Source organism: Sorangium sp. So ce693 (genome assembly GCF_051521375.1).
GTDB lineage: Bacteria > Myxococcota_A > Polyangia > Polyangiales > Polyangiaceae > Sorangium > Sorangium atrum.
Genome location: NZ_CP150347.1, coordinates 5,368,658 through 5,388,507, shown reverse-complemented (window position 1 = coordinate 5,388,507; position 19,850 = coordinate 5,368,658). Strand labels below are relative to the sequence as shown.

Here is a 19,850-nt window from a genome sequence, read left to right as displayed (position 1 = left end):
TCAGGAGCGCCCGCTCCCGACCATCGGGGTTGAGCCGCTCGCCAACGTTCCTTGGTTCAGGCCGCCATCCTCATGCCGGGCATCATCATGCCCATCATGTTCGGCATCATCATCGCGGGCATCATGCCGCCCATCATGTTCGGCATCATGCCCATCATATGCGGCATCATGCCGCCCATCATGTTCGGCATCATGCCCATCATCGGCATCATGCCCATCATGTTCGGCATCATGCCCATCATATGCGGCATCATGCCGCCCATCATGTTGGGCATCATGCCCATCATATGCGGCATCATGCCGCCCATCATGTTCGGCATCATGCCCATCATCGGCATCATCGGCATCGCGCTCATCGGCATGTTCATCATGGCTCTCCCCTCGGTCAGTCGTTGCGGGAAGTGGAGTAACTCCCTGAGCGGATCGGAGCAATATTGAAGACTTGGAGCGCCATGCTTTCCTCCACGGGAGCGGACAGGGCTCCGGACGGAGCGGATGGACGGCCGAACCAAACAGAGGAACATCCACGATAACGGCAGCCATCGCTGCCGCCCTGGCCGAACAGGGCCCCGTGAAGCGGGCGTGCTCAGGAGGGGAGTCACGGAGAGCAGGCGCCAGAAGGCCGTTCCATCGCGGTCGAGGTGCGTGTGGGAACGAGGCGCCACGCGCAGCCGTGGCGCGCAGGGACGCCCGATGGACGGTGCCTCCCTCCGTCACTCGATCGTGAACGCCGCTCCTGTCACGGGATCGCGCAGCAAGATCGGCACGTCCTCGCCGGCGCCCGTCAAGCGCGCTCGCGCCTCCTCGATCGCCTCGTCCACGGCTGCCTCCGCTGCCTCCTGTGCGGCCTCCCCTGCCCCCTCGCCGCCCGCGCCGAACTGGGCCGCCCGCTGGTCCTCCTCGGCCCGCTGCGCCCGCTCGCGGTTCGCCTCGGTATCGAGGGCGTCGGTCGTCTCGCCGACGGGTACCACCTTCACGAGGAAGTCACCCACCCGCAGGCTCATCGGATCCGGCTTCTTCAGGTCGCTCACGGCGTCTGTCCTCCCGCCACGCATGAGCTTGCCGTAAATCCGGCCGATCCACCACCCCGGCCGCCGCGCCGATCGCGAGGCACGCGCGCGCGACCTTCAGGAGAACGACCGGTGCTCCGGCCGGTAACGAGCGCTCGCCGTCGTCGTGGCGTAGGAAGAACGGTAGTCCGTCGCGAGCCACACCAGGCCGACGGCCACGCCCGACACGAGATAGAAGCTCCTCGCCGCGGGCTCCTCATCGAAGCCGAACAGCCACGGCGCCGCGACGAGGAGCACGGCGACCGTGGCCTCGATCGCTCCGTGGACAGGGAACGGGATGAGCTTCGCGGCGCCCAGCGGGAACGCGGTGAGCAGCGTCATCGCGAGATGCGCGGCGCCGAGGACGTAGCAGAGCGTCTCGGGGAGCCCGCCGAAGCCGAACAGCGAAGGGGCCAGCAGGAACAGGGCCGCAACTGCATAGTCCACAAACCCATGAGCTCGAGGCGACAGCATCTTCATGACCGACTCCTTGCAAAATCGATGTCCGGATTGAGTGCCTTTGTCGGCCCGGAAATTTGCAAGGGGTATGCCGTCGAGAGGCTCGCGGAGAGAGGTTATCCTCCCCGGCGACCACGGCGGCCATTCGATCATCCATCGGCCAGGAAAGAACGATCAGCGGGCGTGCGCCTGGAGGCGCAGGCCGCTTCGACAGCCCGACCCGAGCCACGTTTCCGCCCGGAGGGCCTCAGCCATGCTCGCTGTTCGTGTGGCAGATTGCCCCGCCGTGCGTCACTTCGCGGCGGAGATCAGGAGCTCGGGATCGACGCGTGTCTCGAAGAGATTCATGCGCCAGTCGAGGTGAGGCCCGTTCGTGCGGCCGGTCATCCCGACGGTCCCGATGATCTGACCCTGCTTGATCTCGTCGTTCACCTTCGCCGCGAAGCCGTGCAGATGGATGAACGTGGAGGTCAGTCCCTGCCCGTGATCGATGATCATGGTGTGACCGCTCAGCGGGAGGTCCTTCTCGACGAGCACGACCTTGCCACAGGCAGGCGCGCGCACCGGGGTCCCGACGGGCACCGCGATGTCCACGCCCCAGTGGATACCTCCGTCCGTGCCGTTGAGCAGGCGCGGCTGGCCGTACCGCGAGGTGATGGGGCCCTTCGACGGCCAGATGAAGCCGTTCTTGTAGCAGTTCCTCTTCGTGTACTTGTTCCGGACCGCGTCGAGCTTTTTCTCGGCCTGCGTGAGCTTCACGCGTGTCGCCATGTCGAGCTTGACCATGTTCTCCGGCAGGTGGTCGACCTTGTCGACCTCGAACTTGCGAGGCTCCACGTCGAAGAGCTTCTCCAGCACCTGCCCGTCGTCGAACGTGATGGTCAGCTTCTCCTGCGCTGGCGCGTTGCGCGAGAAGGCGATCAGAAACTCCCCCTCGTCGCTGACGGTCACGCGGTGGCCGGGGAACGCCATGCGGCGCAGCTTGCCGTTCAGCTTGGCGCGCAGGAGCCCTCCCTGGACGGCACGCCCTTCCACCGAGAGGCGGCTGTCGTCGGCCGCGGGCGGCCCGGCGTCGGCCGCGGGCGGCCCGGCGTCGGCCGCCGCCGCGCTCGCCGCGGCATCGGCGGTGTCGGCCGCCGCGGGGGCGGCGCTGGCGTCGGGCGCCTCGGCCGGCGCGCTGCTCGCGGAAGCAGGCGGGGCGGCGGAGGCAACGGGCGCCGGATCGGCGGAGGCTTGGGCGCCCGTGGTGGACGAGCTCGAAGAAGGAGCACCGCGATCGCAGGCAGCGATCGTGAGCAGGCTTACAACGATGACGGGGACGCGCATGACGGCGATCGTGCCAGAGTTTCCGCGCATCGACGAGATAATGTCGAAACGCGTCATGCAGGCATGTACCGGTCGCAAACGACCCGTGCGCCTTGCAGACGACGTGCGCGCCTCAGCGCGGCACCCTCACCCTCGTTGGCGCGTGACGAGCGCCACGAGCACCGGGCCGCGACGCCGCGCGCATCAGACGATGCGCGGCGTGATGGATCGAGCGCGGCGGGCAGCGCGGTGAGGATCAGTTCTCGAAGCGAGGGGTGTCGTGCCGCGGCTGCGGCCGCACCGGGGGCTGCGCCTGCGCGGAAGGCTGCGCCTGCGGCCGAGCTTGCCCCTGCGGGTGCGGGCGGCCCTGTCCCTGCGGCCGAGCTTGCCCCTGGGGCCGAGCTTGCCCCTGCGGGTGCGGGCGGCCCTGTCCCTGCGGCCGAGCTTGCCCCTGTGGGCGACCCTGTCCCTGGGGCCGAGCTTGCCCCTGCGGGTGGGGACGGCCCTGTCCCTGGGGCCGGCCCTGCGCCTGCGGCCGAGCTTGCCCGTGCGATTGCGATGCGGGCCTGGGATCGATCTGGAAGACCGGAACCCCGGGGTCCGCGAGGAGCGGGAGGCGCTTCTGGATGAGGCGCTCGATGTCGGCGAGATAGGCGCGCTCCTCGCTGTCGCAGAAGGAGAGCGCCACCCCGGACGCCCCGGCGCGCGCCGTGCGGCCGATGCGGTGCACGTAGCTCTCCGGGATGTTCGGCAGGTCGTAGTTGATCACGTGCGAGATGTCGTCGATGTCGATGCCGCGCGCCGCGATGTCGGTCGCGACGAGCACGCTCGTCGTCCCCTGCTTGAAGCTCGCGAGCGCCCGCTCGCGCGCGCCCTGGGACTTGTTCCCGTGGATGGCGACCGCCTCGATGCGCGCACGGCTGAGCTGCTGGACCACGCGGTTGGCGCCGTGCTTGGTGCGGGTGAACACGATGGCCCGGCGGAGCGCGGGATCCTTGAGCACGTGCTCCAGCATCGCGCGCTTGTCGCCGCGCTCGACGAAGACCACCCGCTGGTCGATGTTCTCGGCCGTCGTGGCGATCCGCGCGACCTCGACGCGCACCGGGCTGCGCAGGATGCTGTTCGCGAGCTTCAGGATGTCCGGCGGCATCGTGGCCGAGAACAGGAGCGTCTGCCGGCGCTCGGGCAGCATCGCGAGCACGCGCCGGATGTCGTGGATGAACCCCATGTCCAGCATCCGATCGGCCTCGTCGAGGACGAGCGTATCGAGCCGACCGAACGGGGCGATGCCCTGCGAGCAGAGATCGAGCAGCCGGCCCGGCGTCGCGACGAGCACGTCGACGCCGCGGCGCAGCGCCTCCATCTGGGGGCGCTGCCCCACCCCGCCGAAGACGACCGCGGTCCGCAGGCCGAGGTTCTTGCCGTACGTGGTGAAGCTCTCGGCGACCTGCGCCGCGAGCTCGCGCGTCGGGGTGAGCACGAGCACGCGGAGCCCGCCCTGCTTCGACCCGCCGCTCTGCGCGAGGCGCTGCAGGATCGGCAGCGCGAACGCGGCGGTCTTGCCCGTGCCGGTCTGCGCGCAGCCGAGGAGGTCGTTGCCCTCGAGAATGGGCGGGATGGCCTGCTGCTGGATGGGCGTCGGGGCGCTGTACCCCTCGGCCTCGATGGCGCGGAGCAGCGGTTCGATGAGCTTGAGATCGGCAAATTGCATGGACATCGGGCTGGAGGACAGCCCCTCCTGAGCAAGGGCGGAAGGTACGCCGCGGCACCGCGCCCTCCTTGTGGAGAGGGTTCGATCACGGAGAGCTGCCGCCTCGCGCCCCTTGAACGGAGGCTGCGAGGACCAATGACAGCGACCGAGCACCGCGACCCGTGCCAGGTCAGTCCGAGGCCGCGACTCTAGTACGGCGTGGTGAGGAAGTCGAGCAGCGACCGCGAGCCAACAGCGAGCCGTCACGCGTTGCTCACGTCGCTCGTCGTTCGGCTTCGGGTTTCGGCTTTGCCTTGGCCGCTTCGCGCTTCGCGCTTCCCGCTGCGGTTACCCGCTACGACGCCGCCCGAGCCGCGATCGCATCGCTCCGCTCGCGGTGCGCGGAGCGGGCTCCGCGCGCGCGGCGCACCGTGCTAGACCGTCGCCCGAGCGGAGGGCCTGCTTCTCGCGCGCTCGCGCTCGTGGCTCGCGCCGCATCCGCCCGCGACTTCCAGCGTCTTCCCGCTCCTTCGAAGCAGTGCAGCACGCCATGGCCGAAACCGCCGAAGCCTCGAAAACGCCGGCTCGGGTCGGGCACTCCGCTCCGGAGCGCCCCGGCCTTCGGTTGCCCCGATCCCGGCTGCGGCGCTGGGCTCTCGGTGCCGTCGCCGTCCCGGTGCTCTCCGGCGCCGGCTTGTGGATCGCGGTGCACCGCATTCCATGGATGGGCCCGCTCGTCGCGAACGGGCTGCGCTCGGTGATCGGGGCCGAGAACGTGACAGCGCTCGAGGAGACGGCGTACGCGCTGGAGGATCGCGTCCAGCGGTTCTGGCGCAAGGACGAGCCGCCGAAGACGTACTGGGAGGTGCCCGAGCAACCGGTTCCTGCCACGACGGCGTCACCGCCTCCGGCGGCGACGCCGGGCTCGGCGGCGGGGGACGCCGGCGCGGCGGCGTTCCGGCCGACGGACGTCGGCCCCGCGCACGCGGCCTGGTCGGCCCCCGGCGACGGGCGGTGGGTGCCCATCGCGGATCGCGTCGATCCGGGCGACGCGCCGCGCCTCTACAAGACGCTGCTCCACCCGGATCCGAACCGCTCCTGGGCGGAGCTGTTCATCGTGGCGGTGGATCTCGCGAGGGTCGATGTGCACCTCATGGCCGGCTCCCGCGAGCCGGCGGCGACGACCGAGGAGGGCAAGCCCTACGAGCGGCCCGCGAAGATCCCGGAGGCGGACCACGAGCGGCTGCTCGCGGCGTTCAACGGCGGCTTCATGACCGAGCACGGCCAGTGGGGGATGCGGGTCGACGGCGTGACGCTTGTGCGCCCCCGGGACCAGGGCTGCACGCTCGCGCGGCGCCGCGACGGGCGGATGCAGATCGCGCCGTGGACAAGGCTTTCGACGGAGACGGAGGAGAGCGACATGCAGTGGTGGCGGCAGACGCCGAGCTGCATGGTCGACGAGGGCGAGCTGCACCCGCTGCTCCGCGCGCCGCAGGTCCGCAACTGGGGCGCCACGCTGGACGGCAACACGGTGATCCGCCGCTCCGCGGTGGGGCTCGACCGCGATGGCAAGGTCCTCTACGTCGGGATCAGCAATCACACGACGGCGCCCGCCATCGCGCTCGGGATGCAGCACGCCGGCGCCTCGACGGTGGCGCAGCTCGACGTGAACTGGTCGTACCCGAAGTTCCTTCTCTACGAGCCCGGTGAGGGCGGCGCCCTCGCGCCGGTCGCGCTGGCGAGCGGCTTCGAGTTCTCGGAAGACGAGTACATCCGCAAGCGCTCCCTGCGCGATTTCTTCTACCTGACCCGCAAGACCCCGGCGCCCTCGACCGCCACCCCGTGACGCCTCGCTGCGGCCGGCGGTCCCCTCCGGACCGGGTCGCGCGCCCACGCGTGTAGGCTCGGATCGAGCCGCTTTTCAAGGCTTGCAGACGCCTGCCAGCCCGACCGCTGCGCGCGGCGCGGCGGCTGCCGGCGCCGGTCGGTCCTCGCCGTGCGGCGGCTGCGGCGCGGTCGGCCCTCACGGCGTGAACGTGTCGTCCAGGCGAGCCCGTTGAATCGCATTGCACCGAGCGGACGCGTTTTGCCACACGAGCGCGCCCGTTGAACCGCATTGCATCGAGCGGACGCGTTTTGCCACACGAGCGCGCCCGTTGAACCGCATTGCATCGAGCGAGCGCATTTTGCCACAGGACAGCGACTCTCGCGCATCGCAGCGCATTGCGGTCAGCTCACCTCAATTTCCAACCATATTTCATCGAGTCTGCTGGTATCCGCGATTGACAGCGCGAGGGAGCTCGATAGGTAAACGACACCTCACGGCGGAACACCATGCGTTTTTATGCAGACCTCCATGTGCACTCGAAGTACTCCCGCGCGACGAGCAGCGATTGCGATCTCGCGCATCTGAGCTACTGGGCTCAGCGCAAGGGCATCACGGTGCTGGGCACGGGGGACTTCACCCATCCAGCGTGGATGGCCGAGCTCCGCGAGCGCCTCGTGCCCGCCGAGCCCGGGCTCTTCCGCCTGCGGGACGATCTCGGCCGCGCGGTCTCGGAGCGGCTCCCCGGGGCGTGCCGCGGAGCGACGCGCTTCGTCCTCTCGGTGGAGATCTCGACGATCTACAAGAAGGGAGATCGGACGCGGAAGATCCATCACCTCCTCTACGCGCCAAGCTTCGACGCGGCGGAGCGCATCGCCCGCGCGCTCGCCAAGATCGGCAACCTGACCGCCGACGGGCGGCCCATCCTGGGGCTCGATTCGCGCCACCTGCTCGAGATCGTGCTGGAGTCCGACGAGGGCTCCTACCTCGTACCGGCGCACATCTGGACTCCCTGGTTCTCGGTGCTGGGCTCCAAGGCGGGCTTCGACGCGGTCGAGGAGTGTTATGGCGATCTCGCGCCGCACATCTTCGCGCTCGAGACCGGGCTCTCGTCCGATCCCGCCATGAACTGGCGGATCTCCGGGCTCGATCGGTACCGGCTCGTCTCGAGCTCGGACGCCCACTCGCCCGCGAAGCTCGGGCGCGAGGCCACGGCCTTCGACGCCCCGCTCGACTACTTCGCGATCCGGCGCGCCCTGGAGACCGGTCAGGGCTTCGGGGGCACGGTGGAGTTCTTCCCGGAGGAGGGCAAATACCACCTCGACGGCCACCGCAAGTGCAATGTCGTGCTCTCGCCGGCGGAGACGCGGGCGCTCTCCCTCGCCTGCCCCGTGTGCGGGCACCCCGTCACGGTGGGCGTGCTGCACCGGGTCGAGGAGCTGGCCGATCGCGACGAGGGCGTGCGCCCCGAGGGCGCGAGCGAGTTTCGCAACCTGGTGCCGCTGCCCGAGGTGCTGGCCGAGCTCCACGGCGTGGGCGCCTCCAGCAAGGTGGTGCAGCGGAGCTACGACGGGGTGCTGTCGCGCATCGGCCCCGAGCTGTTCCTCCTCGGCGACGCCCCGCTCGACGAGATCGAGCGCGCCGGCACGCCCCTGCTCGCCGAGGCGATCGCGCGCATGCGCGAAGGGCGCGTGATCCGCGACGCGGGCTACGACGGCGAGTACGGCGCGATCCGGGTCTTCCAGCAGGAGGAGCTCGCGCAGCGCCGCGGGGGCGGGCTCCTCTTCCAGCCGGAGGCCGCGGCGCCGAAGCCGCCTCCCTCGGGGGCGCGCGCTCCTGCGGCGTCACGCCCCCCTCCGCGCCGCGGCCGCGCCGACGCGGAGCCTCGCCCGGCGCCGGCCGGCGAGGTGTCGCCGGCCGGCGAGGTGTCCCGCGGCGCGCCGCCTGCGCCGGGCGGCGCAGCGCCGCTCGAAGCGCTCGACCCGGAGCAGCGGGCCGCGGCGGAGATCACGGACGGCGCGCTGCTCCTCCTCGCGGGGCCGGGCACAGGCAAGACCCGCACGCTCACGCACCGGATCGCGCACCTCGTCCTCGATCTCGGGGTCCCGCCGGAGCAGTGCCTCGCGATCACCTTCACCCGCCGCGCCGCCGACGAGCTTCGGGAGCGGCTCGGCGCGCTGCTCGGCGAGGCCGGCGGCCGCGTGCCCGCCATGACCTTCCACGCGCTCGGCCTCTCCCTGCTCCGCGAGCACGCGCAGGGCGCGGGGGCCGCGCCGCCCGCGATCGCCGGCGAGCGCGAGCGGACGGCGCTGCTCGCCGCGGCGCTCGGCGTCCCGGACCGGCGGGCGGCCAGGTTGCTCGCCGACATCGCCGCGCTGAAGCGGCGTTACCCGCGTCACGCCGACGCGCGCGGGGCGCTGGCCTCCGGCGAGATCGACCGCCACGTCGATCGCGCGTGGAAGGTGTGCGAGGACGAGCTCGCCGCGCGCGGGCTCCTCGACCTCGACGACCTGATCGGCCACGCCGTCCTGCTCCTGGAGGAGCAGAGCGGAGCGCTCGCCGCGGCGCGCGAGCGCGCCCGGTATCTCTCCATCGACGAGTACCAGGACATCGACGAGCGCCAGTACCGGCTTGTGCGCGCGCTCGTCGCTCCCGGCGGGAACGTCTGCGCCATCGGCGATCCCGATCAGGCGATCTACGGATTCCGCGGCGCGGACGTGGGCTTCTTCTTCCGTTTCCAGCAAGATTTCCCGGCGGCGCGCGTGGTGCGCTTGAAGCGGAACTACCGCTCGTCGCGCCCCATCGTCGAGGCGGCGCTCCAGGTGATCGCGCCCTCACCGACGCTCGGCGCGCGGGAGCTCCTGCCGAGCGCGGGCGGTGTGGAGCTCGTGGCGGTCCACGAGTCGCCGACGGAAGCCGCCGAGGCCGAGCGCGTGGTCCACACGATCGAGCGGATGCTCGGCGGGTCCACGTTCTTCTCGATGGATAGCGGGCGGGTGGGTGATCCTGCCGGGAGCGGCGAATATTCCTTCTCGGATTTCGCGGTCCTCTACCGGACCGAGGCGCAGTCCGAGCGGCTCCGGGAGGCGTTCGCCCGCTCGGGGATGCCGTTCCAGCGGCGCTCGGATCGCCGCCTCGCCGAGCGCGTGGGCTCGGAGGCGCTCGCGCGGGCAGTCGCCGGCACCCCGCCGGGGCCGCTCGCGGCGCGCCTCAAGGCGGCCGCGGCGCGCCTCCGCGAGGAGGTCGCGCAGCCCGGGCTCGCCGGCGCTCCGCCCGCCGCGGTCGCGGCCGAGGAGGGCGCGGCGTTCCTCGGCGAGGCCGACGTGGACGCGGCGCTGGAGCTGCACCTCGCGCTCGCGGAGCGCTGCGGCGGCGACCACGATCGCTTCTTGATCGAGCTCGCGGTGTGCGCCGAGATCGACGCGTGGGATCCGCGGGCCGACCGCATCTCGCTGCTGACGCTCCACGCCGCCAAGGGGCTCGAGTTCCGGGTGGTCTTCCTCGTGGGGTGCGAGGACGGCCTGCTCCCGCTCCGCTTCCCCGGCAGGGACGAGACGGACGTCGCCGAGGAGCGCCGGCTCTTTTATGTGGGCATGACGCGGGCGCGAGAGCGGTTGTTCCTCACCCGCGCCATGCAACGCGCGCGGCACGGCAAGGTGGTTGAGACCGAGGTATCGCCGTTCGTGCGCGAGGTGGAGGAGCGCCTGCTCCAGCGGGCCGGCCCGTCGCCCGAGGCGCAGAGGGGCTCACGCGCCGGGGCCGATCGTCAGATGAAGCTCTTTTAACGTGATGTGCCGCCGAGCCGCTTCTGGGCCGCGCACGCCGCCTTGTCCTGCGTCCGCGCGCACTGGTCTGCATAGAAGGTCCGAGCCCGCGCCTTGTCCTTGAGCTCCAGGAGCGGGCCGAACGCTTCACACGCCCTCTTCTCGCCCCACTGCGTACAGGCCTTCTCGTAGAGCGCGTAGGCCCGCTCCGGATCGGCGGTCACGCCGTCGCCGCGCTGCCAGATCTCCGCGGCCCGCAGGCAGCCGCCCGTGCCACACACCTTCTCGTAGAGCGCCGCCGCGCGCGCCATGTCCTTCGGAATGCCGTTCCCCTTCTCGTACATCCCGGCGAGGCTCAAGCACGCCTCGGCCCCGAACCCCTTCTCCGGACAGCCCTTCTCGAAGAACGCATACGCCTTCGCGACGTCCTTCGGAACGCCGTCGCCCTGCGCGTAGACCGCGCCGGCGGCGTTGCAAGAGCGCATGTCCCCCAGGCTGCAACCTCTGCCGTATGCCGCGATCGCCTTCACCCCGTCCTTCGGCGCGCCTTGCCCCTTGCGCAGGATGTCCCCGAGATCGACGCAGTCCTCGGACTGGCCGCCCTCGCACGCGCGCTGGAGCACGCCCACGGCGACCCCGACGTCCTTCGCCGCGAGCTTCCCCTCGACCAGCATCTTGCCCAGCGCGCTGCAGCTCGGCCCGTGCCCGAGATCGCAGCCGCGCCGGAGGAACGCGACGGCGCGCGTCGGGTCCTTCGGGAGGACCGCCTGCGGGCCTTCGCTGAGGTACCACTCGGCCACGCTGAAGCACGCCCAGCCGTCGCCCATCTCGCACGCCTTGTCGGCGAACTCTCGCACCTTGGCCCGCCCCGCGGCGTCCGGGGGGACCTTGGCGCTCTTCATGTCCCGCAGGAGCTGCTTCGCCCTCGCGTAGCAGGCCTGCGTGACGCCGGCGCCGCACGCCTTCTCGAACAGCTCCGCCGCCCTCGCGTCATCGCGCGGAAAATCCTTGCCGCCCAGGTGCTGAATCCCGAGGTGATAGCAGCTGCCGACATCGCCCTTCCCGCACTCCGCCGCGCAGGCTCTCGCGTCGGTGGGCTCGCACAGGTGCGCGGGCGTGAGCGCAGGCGGGGAGCACTTCGCCCCGCTCAGCACCGTCCCGAGCGGGCACGGGCTCGGCAGCTTCGGGAACTCGTCTTCTGCCTGCTTCACCGGAGCCTCGGCCGCCGCCGCCTTCTTCGTGAGCAGCGGGACGAGCTCCAGGCGCAGCGGCGCATGACAGCGCTCCGTCGGCGCCTGCGCGTCGGGCCTCGCGGCCCGGCAGGCGTCGAGCTCCCCTTCCTTGCTCGTGGTGCCGCCCTGGCTCGCCGCCGCGGCCGCCCCGACCGCCGTGAAGACCTGATCCACCGTCCGCGCCGCGCCCCGGCTGCCTTGCGCCATCGCGAAGGCCCCGAGCAGCGCGGCGCGCACGAAGTGCGTGGCGCCCTCGCAGCTGCCCGAGAGATCCTGCGCAGAGGAGGAGGCCACCGTGGTCGCCATCTTCCCCGTCGGCACGAGCGCCACGTCGATCGCGGCCGAGCCGCCGCCCTCGATCGCCGTGCTCAGCGCCGGGGCCCCGAAGGGCACGTTCGCCTGCATCTCCGCAGGGTTTGTTAATTGTATTACTTTTTCTGCCCGGGTCACGCCAGCGAAGGAGTAGCTCCCTGGGAGCTTGCACTGCGCGAGCAGCTTCAGCGTCGTGCAGTCGTAGGAGACGACGGCGATGCCGTCTTTCATCGCGAGCCCGAGATCGGAGCGGCGTGTCGTGAGCCAGTCGACGATGAGCGGCTCGGCGTGGCCGATGGCTGGACACCCGCCGCTGGTCGTGCTGGCGGTGCTCTCCGGCGAGACAGTGGGCCGGGGAGGATGCACGACCACCTCGGGTTCCAGGCCCGGTCCACAGGCCATCGCTCCGAGCGAGAGCCCAACCACGCACAAATCGAACGCGCGCTTCATCGGGCCGACAGAACCATGAGCCATGGGGTCTGGTCAATACGGCGAGCGCGACCGCACGCGGCATACGCCCGGTCGCGCGGACCCGGGCTATGCTCGGCGCGCCCCCGCGCCCGGAGCCTCCATGAGCACGTCCAGGTCCCAGGAGAGACTGCAAGAGAGCCTGAACCTGCTGACTACCCTGCTCGAAAAGCAACGCGTCATCGAGGCGCTGACGCACAAGCAGGAGAGCAAGAACAAAGAGCTCGTCGAGGCGCTGGTCCATCGGCAAAATCTCGCCCTGCTGCAGAGGAAGCTCAGGGATCTGCACCCGGCAGACCTCGCCCACATCATCGAGGTGCTCCCGCAGGCGGACCGCCTTGTGGTGTGGGCTGAGCTCGAGCCCTACCACGCCGCACAGGTCCTGCTCGAGTCCTCGCGGTCGGTCCGCGACTGGCTCGTCGCGGAGACGGAGCGCCCTCGCCTCGTCGCGCTGCTCGGCCAGCTCGATCCGGACGATCTCGCGTACATCAGCGACTCGGTCGATCCGGAGATCGTGGCGGAGGTGTACCAGTCGCTCGACGCGCGCGAGCAGTCGCTCTTCCAGTCGACGATCGCGTACCCGGACGGCTCGGTGGGCCACCTGATGAGCCCGGAGTTCGTCTCGGTGCGCGACGGCCGGGACCTCGGCGGCGCGCTGGAGGACGTGCGCCGGCGGGGCGAGCTGCCGCCGCACACCGAGGCGCTGTTCGTCGTCGACGCGCGCAACGTGCTCCGCGGCGCGCTCTCGCTCAAGGACCTGCTGCTCCGCGAGCCGAGCGCGCAGGTGAGCGCGGTCATGTCCACGGACGTGGTGAGCTTCACGCCCCAGGAGCGCGCGAGCGACGCGGCCAGGGCGTTCGAGCGTTACGACCTCATCGCAGCGCCGGTGGTGGACGAGCGCGGCAAGCTCGTCGGCCGGCTGACGGTGGATGTGGTGATGGACTTCCTGCGGCGGCAAGCCCAGAGCGAGGCGCTCTTGCGCGCGGGCCTCGCGGGAGAGGAGGACTATTTCGCGCCCGCGTGGACGAGCGCGAAGAACCGCTGGCTCTGGCTCTTCGTCAACCTGCTCACGGCATTCCTGGCCTCGCGGGTCATCGGCCTCTTCGAGAGCACCATTCAGGATCTCGTGGCGCTGGCGGCGCTGATGCCCATCGTGGCGAGCGTCGGCGGCAACACGGGCAATCAGACGGTGGCGCTCGTGATCCGCGGCCTCGCGCTCGACCGGCTCACGCGGGCGAACACGGGGCACCTCCTGAAGAAAGAGCTCGTCGTCGGCCTGATGAACGGCGCGGTCTGGGGCACGGTCGTGGGGCTCGCCGCCGCCGCCCTCTACGGAAGCGTCCCACTCGGCCTGGTGATGGCCGCGGCCATCCTGCTGAACCTCGTGGTGGCGGCGATGGTCGGTTGCGCGGTGCCGCTCGTGCTCCAGCGCCTGGGCCGCGATCCGGCGCAGGGGTCGAGCGTCCTGCTCACGTTCACCACGGACTGCATGGGCTTCTTCATCTTCCTTGGGCTCGCCAGGGCGTTCCTCGTCTGAGCCTGCCCGCGCGCCGCGCGCTCGCGCTACGATCCTGCGATGGACACCGCCCCCGCCCCGCAACGGCCGCTCGTCGCGATCCGGTATTGCCCCAAGTGCCGCTGGCTCACGCGCGCGGCCTGGCTCGCTCAGGAGCTGCTGATCACCTTCCCTGACGAGATCGACGTGCTCCTGTCGCCGGGCGCGAGCGGCATCTTCGACGTCACGCTCGACGGCGCGCCGCTCTTCTCGCGCGCCGTCGAAGGGCGCTTCCCCGAGCCCAAGGAGCTCAAGCAGGCGATCCGCGACCGCGTCGCCCCCGAGCGCCCTCTCGGCCACTCCGATCGATGAGAGGCGCCCGGCCTCTACAGCGGTTTCCGCCCCCCTCTGCATCATGCAGAGCGGCGCTCAGCCGCCCCTGATACACGCGTCGCCGAGCGGCGGTCACCCGCACAGGAGACGGGCCCATCTCGGCGTTTTCGGCGCGGAAGCGCACTCCAGTGCGCTGAGCACCGAAAACGTCGAGATGGGCCCGTATCCGAAGCGGGTGACCGCCGCTCTAGATGTCGAAGTCGAGAATGCTGTCGAGCTCGGAGCCGCCGACGGCGGGCGTGCCATGGGGCGGCGACGCGACGCGCAGCCTCGGGGCCTCGATCGCGACGCGCTGGCCGCCGGCGACGCTCTTCGTGAGGAACACCGAGCCGCCGACCACGCTCCCCTGCCCCAGCACCGTCTTGCCGCCGAGGACCGTGGCGTTCGCGTAGATGGTGACGTTGTCCTCGACCGTGGGGTGGCGCTTCAGGCCGCGCGCGCCCCGCGAGTGCTGGGGCAAGGAGAGGGCGCCGAGCGTCACGCCCTGGTAGAGCTTGACGTGCTCGCCGATGTCGGTCGTCTCGCCGATCACGACGCCGGTGGCGTGATCGATGAAGAAGCTGTCACCGATGTTGGCGCCTGGATGGATGTCGGCGCCCGTCCTCGTGTGCGCCCACTCGCTCATGATCCGGGGCATGAGCGGCACGCCGAGCAGGTACAGCTCGTGCGCGACCCGGTGCACCGTCACGGCGAGGAGGCCTGGATAGGCCAGGATGACCTCGTCCATCGAGGCCGCCGCCGGATCGCCGTCGTAGGCCGCCTGCACGTCGACCAGGAGGCGCCGCCGGACCTCCGGCAGCCGGGCGATGAACATCCGCGCCACGTCGCGCCCCCGCTGCCGGCACCTCGGGACGTCGAGGCGGCCCGCGTCGACGGTCTCGTCCTGGAAGCACAGACAGCGCTCGATCTGCCGCTCCAGCTTGTCCCGCACCGTCGAGACCAGGGTGCCCACGTGGTAGAGCAGGTCCTCGTCCGACAGGTCCTGCCGCCCGTGATAGCCCGGGTAGAAGATCTGGAGCAGGAGATCGATGATCTCGGTGATCTCCTGGCGGGACGGGGTGAAGCGCTTGTTGATGTGATGCCCGCGCGCATCCTCCCGGTAGCTCGCGATCAGCGCGTCGACGATGCCGTGCAGGTCGGCCGGCGCCTCGGAGGGGGTAGCATCACATTTCTTGCTCACGTCGACCTCACGAGGCCTTCATGGCCTCGACCTCGGAGAACATGCCTTCGAAGAGGGGCCCCGAGAGGTACCGCTCTCCGGCGTCCGGGAGGATGACCACGATGGTCTTTCCTTCCCACGTGGGATCCTTCGCGAGCCGGCTCGCCGCGACCATGGCCGCGCCGCAGGAGACGCCGCAGAGGATGCCCTCCTCGGACGCGAGGCGCCGGGACATGGCGATGGACTCGTCGTTCGAGACCGTCTCGACCTGGTCCACGAAGGAGAGGTCGAGGTTCTTGGGGACGAAGCCGGCGCCGATGCCCTGGATCTTGTGCGGGGACGGGGTGAGCGGCTGGCCGGCGAGCGTCTGCGTGATGACCGGCGAGTGGACCGGCTCCACGGCGACGGAGTGGAGGGCGCGGCCGCGGCCGCGCTCGAAGTAGCGGCTGACCCCGGTGATCGTACCGCCGGTGCCCACGCCCGAGACGAGGACGTCGACGTTGCCGCCGGTGTCGTCCCAGATCTCGGGGCCGGTGGTGGTCTCGTGGATCGCGGGGTTCGCCGGGTTCTCGAACTGCCGCATCAGCACGTACCGGCCGGGGTCGGAGGCGGCCAGCTCCTCGGCCTTGGCGATGGCGCCGTTCATCCCCTTGGGGCCCGGCGTCAGCAGCAGCTTGGCCCCGAGGGCGACGAGCACCTTGCGCCGCTCCATGCTCATCGTCTCGGGCATGCTGAGCACGCACTCGAGCCCCCTCGAGGCGGCGGCGAAGGCCAGCGCGATGCCGGTGTTGCCGCTGGTCGCCTCGACGATCGCCTTGCCTGGGCCGAGCACGCCCCGCTGCTCGGCGTCCCAGACCATGGCCGCGCCGATGCGGCACTTGACCGAGTACGCCGGGTTGCGCCCCTCGATCTTCGCAAGCACGGTCGCGCGCGCGCCGTCGATCACGCGGCGGATGCGCACGAGCGGCGTGCGGCCGATGCTCTGGGTATTGTCGTCGTAGACGCGGGGGAAGCTGGTCATGGGGGCCCGTGCGGGTGAGTGGGGAGGCAAAGAGGAGATCCAGAGGCGCCCCTCGCTGTCAAGGACCACGTGCGCCGCGCCTCGGTCGCGCCGTATTTCCAGAGCGCAGCGCAGCGTCCGTCCGTCGCTGACATCGGGGGCGGCACCTGTCGCGCCAGCCCGCCCGGCGGGCGCGCGCCGCGCTCAGCGCGCCCTCTCGTTGAACCGTTGGACGTGCAACGGTCGACGTGCAGGGACCGGCGAGACACCCCGGCGCATGGAGGTCAGTCCGGCCATGAGCGATCGTGCGGTGGATGGCGCGAAGTCGATTACGCGCTCCGCGCGAAGCGCGGGAGCCATCCAGATCATCCTCGGAGGGCGGACTGGCCTGCTTCGGCACGGCCTCGACCCCACCGCGCCGGCGCTCGGGTGTCCCGAGTTCCCATGAGGCACAGGCGATGACGCAGCGCGACCAAGGTGGCGGTGAGGGCGGCCAATTCATGAGAGATTTTGCCGGAGCGCGTCATTCTTGATCTGCTGGCGCTTGATAATTCACGTCGTACCACGCCGTGCCACGTTGGAGCACGGACGGCTCACAGGTGCTCACGAGCACTCAAGAATCGCGGAACGATGGGGCTGCGTGCGCGAGCAAGGTGCTTCCCTGGGTAACCCCCTGGATAAGCGATGAACCACCACCGTGGGACTACGTCGGACCAGGTCCACTTCCTTGACGCATGCGCATGCGAACCTATCATGTAGAATTTTAGCTCTTGCCATGAGTGGCATAGGCCTCGCATCATCGCTGACATGTTCCCCGCTGAGCCCCCTTGCGCGGAGGTCCAACTGCCGCATGACGATGACGAGCCCACTTTAATTTTCCGTCGTCCGCCGGCGTCGATTGGGGGCATGGCGATGCCGTTCGAATCGCCGGCTCCGGTCATGGCATCTCCGACGCAGCGTTCCACGTCGCGCCTGATCGCCTTGAGCGCGGGTGCCGGTCTGGGCTTCGCGGCGGTGGTGGGCGCGCTCGTCTCGATGCAGCTCGGCGCGGCTGGCTTCGATCTCCGCGCGGGCTCGGCGCTCCAGCCTGCCGCGGCCGCCGCGGCCGTCCTGCGGTCGACGGGGGTGGCGGCGCGGGTCGAGGCGAAAGCCGAAGCGGCCGCGCCGCTCCAGGCGACGCCAGCGACGGAGGCGCCGGCCCTCGCTGCCGCCGATCGCGCCGACGCGACGCTCGATCGAACGGCGGTGATCCCCATCCCCGACGGGATCATCACCATCCCCGCGGCCTTCGCGTCGGCGGATGGGGCATACGATCTGGTGATCCACTTCCATGGGGTCAACGACGTTGTGCAGGCGGGTTTCGATCGCGCCCGGCTCAACGCGGTTGTCATGATCATCAATCTGGGTATCAGCTCCGGGGCGTACGAGACCCAGTTCTCGATCCGCTCCTATCTGCCGGCGTTGATGGCGAAGGCGCAGGTGGCGCTCGAGGCGCGCGGACTGCGCGGCGCCCGCCTCCGGCGCGTCGCGCTCTCGGCGTTCAGCGCCGGGTACGGCGCGGTTCGCGGGCTCCTGAACCAGCCGGGGTTCACCGACAAGGTGGACGCCGTGCTTCTCCTGGATGGCATTCACACCGGCTACATGCCGCTCGACCACAGCCTGGACATGGAGCGCCTCAAGCCGTTCAGCCGCTTCGCCGAGCTCGCGGCCGAGGGCAAGAAGCTGATGTCGATCACCCATTCGGAGATCACCCCGAACGGCGATTACGCCGGCACCCACGAGAGCACGGACGCCCTCCTCAAGCTCACGGGCGCGCAGCGCACCCGGGGCCCGGGCGCGGACGAGCAGGCGATCTACGACCTGACCGGGGAGGCGAGCGAGGCGAAGCTCCGGTTCGCCCCCCTGTCCGAGGCGCACAGGGGCGCGTTCCACGTCCGCGGCTATCCGGGCACCCAGAAGCCAGATCACGTGAGGCACCTCACCCGCATGGCGGAGACCGCCCTGCCTGATCTGGTGCGCTACTGGAGCGAGCCGCCCGCGCAATGACGGTTCGCGTGCCGGGGGCGCGCGAGCTGTCGGTACGGAGACGCGTATTACGGAGACCGGGGCGTCTTCATTTAAGAATTCGTCACGGAGCGGCCTTGGGCGTATGGAGTAGCGAGTGCTGGTGAGAAAGGCGGCCATCAGATCGCGCTGATCTGCGATTGGCCCTGGCTCCAGCGATCGTCCTCTGCTACCGCGCAGCGCGATGGGTCAACCGGACCTGTTCGCCAAACGAACGTTCGCCGAAGAGACGGAGCGCCTCACTGGAGGTGCCATCACCTGGCAGGACCCACCGGAGATCCGCCTCGAGAAGGTGCAGTGTGATGGCCTGCTCCTGATCCACCGCCCGGCTCTCCTAGTGGAGCTGACAGCGCCTTGGCCCGAGGCGCGTGGTCACGAAGAGGTGATGGTCGAGCTGAAGCTCGCCGGGGATCATGTGGATCGGAGGGCGATAGAGCGAGCCCTCTTGCGGCGGCAGGCGAGGCAGTTGCAGCGGGTCGAGCAGGAGGAGGAGGCGCCGCCCTGGGTGGGCCACGAGCCGCTCTGGCTGGTCGCTCCGCACGTGCCGGAGTGGCTGCAACGGGTGTACGCGCCCACGCGGTTCGCGCCCGGCTGCTACCGCGTGGAGCCGCTCGGGCACTGGGTGCTGTGGGTCGCAGCGAACGAGCTCCCCCTCCGTGACGAGCTGATAGCGTTCCTGGTCGCCCGTTCCGGGCGAGCCCTCGACGAGTTCGGCCGGTGGGTAGCCGGACGTCGGCCCATCGAGTGGGTGCTGGCCATGCTAGAGTACCTGGCGATGTCAGCGACGACCCGAGAGGAGCTCCTGTGGAGGTTCGGCAAGGCCGAGGACCCGGAGGTGGAAGCCCGGCGGCAGCGCATCCTCGAGGTGCTTCTCGAAGCGAGCCCGCAGGTCCAGGAGCGGCTCATCGAGAAGGGCATCGAGAGGGGCGTCGGCAAGGGACGTCTGGCCGAGGCCCGGGCCGCCCTGCGACGTGTGCTCGCTCGCCGGCAGCTCGCGCTGAGCCCGTTGGACGACGCTCGCATCGAGGCGTGCGTCGAGCTGGCGACCCTGGAGCGGTGGCATGACCAGGCCATCACCGCGACGAGCCTCTCCGAGGCACTGCAGTAGCTCGGTCCGGCACCGGGCGTACCCCTGTCGCTCGCCCTTACGGCAGCGCTTGACCCGTCCACGCTGTCCGGAACGACCATCCAACGATCACAGCGGCGATAACGCGTAGCACCATCGTCGCCGCGCGCGTTCTATCGCCGATTTCCTCGAGTCCGTCCTTCCTTGATCTAAAGCTACTGCTGCGGTCCTGCGCACCTGTTCATTTCAGACGCCGTGGCAGGCGTGGAAACTCGGATGTTGCGCGGGAGCCTGTGCACCCGGGATCCGAGGAGCTTCCGCTGCGCAGAGCTGCGGTTGGCCCGCCAGGGGTGAGGATGCGTGCGTGGCAGATCGCCGCAGGCTGGGGCGCGCGTGCCGAGCTCAGCCGGATGCGCCACGGCCTGGGAGCGGGAAACCACCGGCAGACGACGATGCCATTGCGGTATCGGAATTGCTTTTTCCACCAAAAGAGACGGTGGCATCATGATAGCCGGACAAAGGAAAGCGCAGGGCACCGCGCGGCGGACTCAAGCGGTGCGACCAGCAAC

At 70.3% G+C, this 19,850-nt stretch carries 14 protein-coding genes; 6 read left to right on the top strand and 8 right to left on the bottom strand.

Features of this window, described 5'->3' with window-relative positions:
- Positions 1 to 56 precede the first annotated feature (56 nt).
- The 5 genes from WMF14_RS20130 to WMF14_RS20110 all read right to left on the bottom strand — a co-directional run bounded on the left by WMF14_RS20130 (position 57) and on the right by WMF14_RS20110 (position 4,524).
- Positions 57 to 371: a hypothetical protein gene (locus WMF14_RS20130; RefSeq protein ID WP_437803156.1), complete on the bottom strand. Its 315-nt coding sequence runs from the start codon at positions 369 to 371 to the stop codon at positions 57 to 59.
- 342 nt (positions 372 to 713) lie between these two features.
- The gene (locus WMF14_RS20125; protein WP_437803154.1) at positions 714 to 1,031 is read right to left on the bottom strand and encodes a hypothetical protein; all 318 of its coding nucleotides are present in this window, start codon (positions 1,029 to 1,031) and stop codon (positions 714 to 716) included.
- A 96-nt stretch (positions 1,032 to 1,127) separates the two neighbouring features.
- Complete coding sequence (locus WMF14_RS20120; RefSeq protein ID WP_437330243.1) at positions 1,128 to 1,529, bottom strand: SPW repeat domain-containing protein; 402 nt, start codon at positions 1,527 to 1,529, stop codon at positions 1,128 to 1,130.
- Positions 1,530 to 1,799: 270 nt separating this feature from the next.
- Positions 1,800 to 2,834 carry a M23 family metallopeptidase gene (locus WMF14_RS20115; RefSeq protein WP_437803152.1) on the bottom strand — a complete coding sequence of 345 codons (1,035 nt, stop codon included), beginning with the start codon at positions 2,832 to 2,834 and terminating at the stop codon, positions 1,800 to 1,802.
- A gap of 235 nt (positions 2,835 to 3,069) precedes the next feature.
- A complete protein-coding gene (locus tag WMF14_RS20110) occupies positions 3,070 to 4,524 on the bottom strand; it encodes a DEAD/DEAH box helicase (RefSeq protein WP_272100028.1) in 1,455 nt (484 codons plus the stop codon).
- Positions 4,525 to 5,209: 685 nt separating this feature from the next.
- On the opposite strand from WMF14_RS20110, the gene WMF14_RS20105 reads away from it, so the two are divergent.
- Both WMF14_RS20105 and WMF14_RS20100 read left to right on the top strand, forming a co-directional pair.
- Entirely contained in the window at positions 5,210 to 6,349 is a 1,140-nt protein-coding gene (locus WMF14_RS20105) for a hypothetical protein (RefSeq protein ID WP_437803150.1), read from the top strand.
- 488 nt (positions 6,350 to 6,837) lie between these two features.
- Positions 6,838 to 10,113 (top strand): UvrD-helicase domain-containing protein, encoded by a 3,276-nt coding sequence (locus WMF14_RS20100; protein ID WP_437803148.1) that lies wholly within the window; start codon positions 6,838 to 6,840, stop codon positions 10,111 to 10,113.
- On the opposite strand, the gene WMF14_RS20095 is transcribed toward WMF14_RS20100, so the two are convergent.
- Positions 10,110 to 11,729 (bottom strand): SEL1-like repeat protein, encoded by a 1,620-nt coding sequence (locus tag WMF14_RS20095; protein WP_437803146.1) that lies wholly within the window; start codon positions 11,727 to 11,729, stop codon positions 10,110 to 10,112. The two genes, WMF14_RS20100 and WMF14_RS20095, sit on opposite strands and share 4 nt — an antisense overlap.
- Positions 11,730 to 12,207: 478 nt before the next feature.
- Between WMF14_RS20095 and mgtE the strand changes: the two genes are divergently transcribed.
- Together mgtE and WMF14_RS20085 are read left to right on the top strand one after the other, a co-directional pair.
- Positions 12,208 to 13,641 (top strand): magnesium transporter, encoded by a 1,434-nt coding sequence (gene mgtE, locus WMF14_RS20090; protein ID WP_437803144.1) that lies wholly within the window; start codon positions 12,208 to 12,210, stop codon positions 13,639 to 13,641.
- Between the two features lie 39 nt (positions 13,642 to 13,680).
- Positions 13,681 to 13,971: a SelT/SelW/SelH family protein gene (locus WMF14_RS20085; protein WP_437803142.1), complete on the top strand. Its 291-nt coding sequence runs from the start codon at positions 13,681 to 13,683 to the stop codon at positions 13,969 to 13,971.
- Between the two features lie 208 nt (positions 13,972 to 14,179).
- On the opposite strand, the gene WMF14_RS20080 is transcribed toward WMF14_RS20085, so the two are convergent.
- Both WMF14_RS20080 and cysK read right to left on the bottom strand, forming a co-directional pair.
- A complete protein-coding gene (locus WMF14_RS20080; protein WP_437803140.1) occupies positions 14,180 to 15,172 on the bottom strand; it encodes a serine O-acetyltransferase in 993 nt (330 codons plus the stop codon).
- Between the two features lie 7 nt (positions 15,173 to 15,179).
- Positions 15,180 to 16,172: a cysteine synthase A gene (gene cysK / locus WMF14_RS20075; protein ID WP_437803138.1), complete on the bottom strand. Its 993-nt coding sequence runs from the start codon at positions 16,170 to 16,172 to the stop codon at positions 15,180 to 15,182.
- A 786-nt stretch (positions 16,173 to 16,958) separates the two neighbouring features.
- Between cysK and WMF14_RS20070 the strand changes: the two genes are divergently transcribed.
- Together WMF14_RS20070 and WMF14_RS20065 are read left to right on the top strand one after the other, a co-directional pair.
- The gene (locus WMF14_RS20070) at positions 16,959 to 18,197 is read left to right on the top strand and encodes a hypothetical protein (protein ID WP_437803136.1); all 1,239 of its coding nucleotides are present in this window, start codon (positions 16,959 to 16,961) and stop codon (positions 18,195 to 18,197) included.
- A gap of 202 nt (positions 18,198 to 18,399) precedes the next feature.
- A complete protein-coding gene (locus tag WMF14_RS20065) occupies positions 18,400 to 19,323 on the top strand; it encodes a hypothetical protein (protein ID WP_437803134.1) in 924 nt (307 codons plus the stop codon).
- Positions 19,324 to 19,850: the final 527 nt, after the last annotated feature.

Coding starts and splice junctions, on each gene's coding strand:
- WMF14_RS20130 (WP_437803156.1), bottom strand. CDS start 371: ATGATGAACATGCCGATGAGCGCGATGCCGATGATGCCGATGATGGGC.
- WMF14_RS20120 (WP_437330243.1), bottom strand. CDS start 1,529: ATGAAGATGCTGTCGCCTCGAGCTCATGGGTTTGTGGACTATGCAGTT.
- WMF14_RS20115 (WP_437803152.1), bottom strand. CDS start 2,834: ATGCGCGTCCCCGTCATCGTTGTAAGCCTGCTCACGATCGCTGCCTGC.
- WMF14_RS20110 (WP_272100028.1), bottom strand. CDS start 4,524: ATGCAATTTGCCGATCTCAAGCTCATCGAACCGCTGCTCCGCGCCATC.
- WMF14_RS20100 (WP_437803148.1), top strand. CDS start 6,838: ATGCGTTTTTATGCAGACCTCCATGTGCACTCGAAGTACTCCCGCGCG.
- WMF14_RS20095 (WP_437803146.1), bottom strand. CDS start 11,729: ATGCAGGCGAACGTGCCCTTCGGGGCCCCGGCGCTGAGCACGGCGATC.
- mgtE (WP_437803144.1), top strand. CDS start 12,208: ATGAGCACGTCCAGGTCCCAGGAGAGACTGCAAGAGAGCCTGAACCTG.
- WMF14_RS20085 (WP_437803142.1), top strand. CDS start 13,681: ATGGACACCGCCCCCGCCCCGCAACGGCCGCTCGTCGCGATCCGGTAT.
- cysK (WP_437803138.1), bottom strand. CDS start 16,172: ATGACCAGCTTCCCCCGCGTCTACGACGACAATACCCAGAGCATCGGC.
- WMF14_RS20070 (WP_437803136.1), top strand. CDS start 16,959: ATGTTCCCCGCTGAGCCCCCTTGCGCGGAGGTCCAACTGCCGCATGAC.
- WMF14_RS20065 (WP_437803134.1), top strand. CDS start 18,400: ATGGGTCAACCGGACCTGTTCGCCAAACGAACGTTCGCCGAAGAGACG.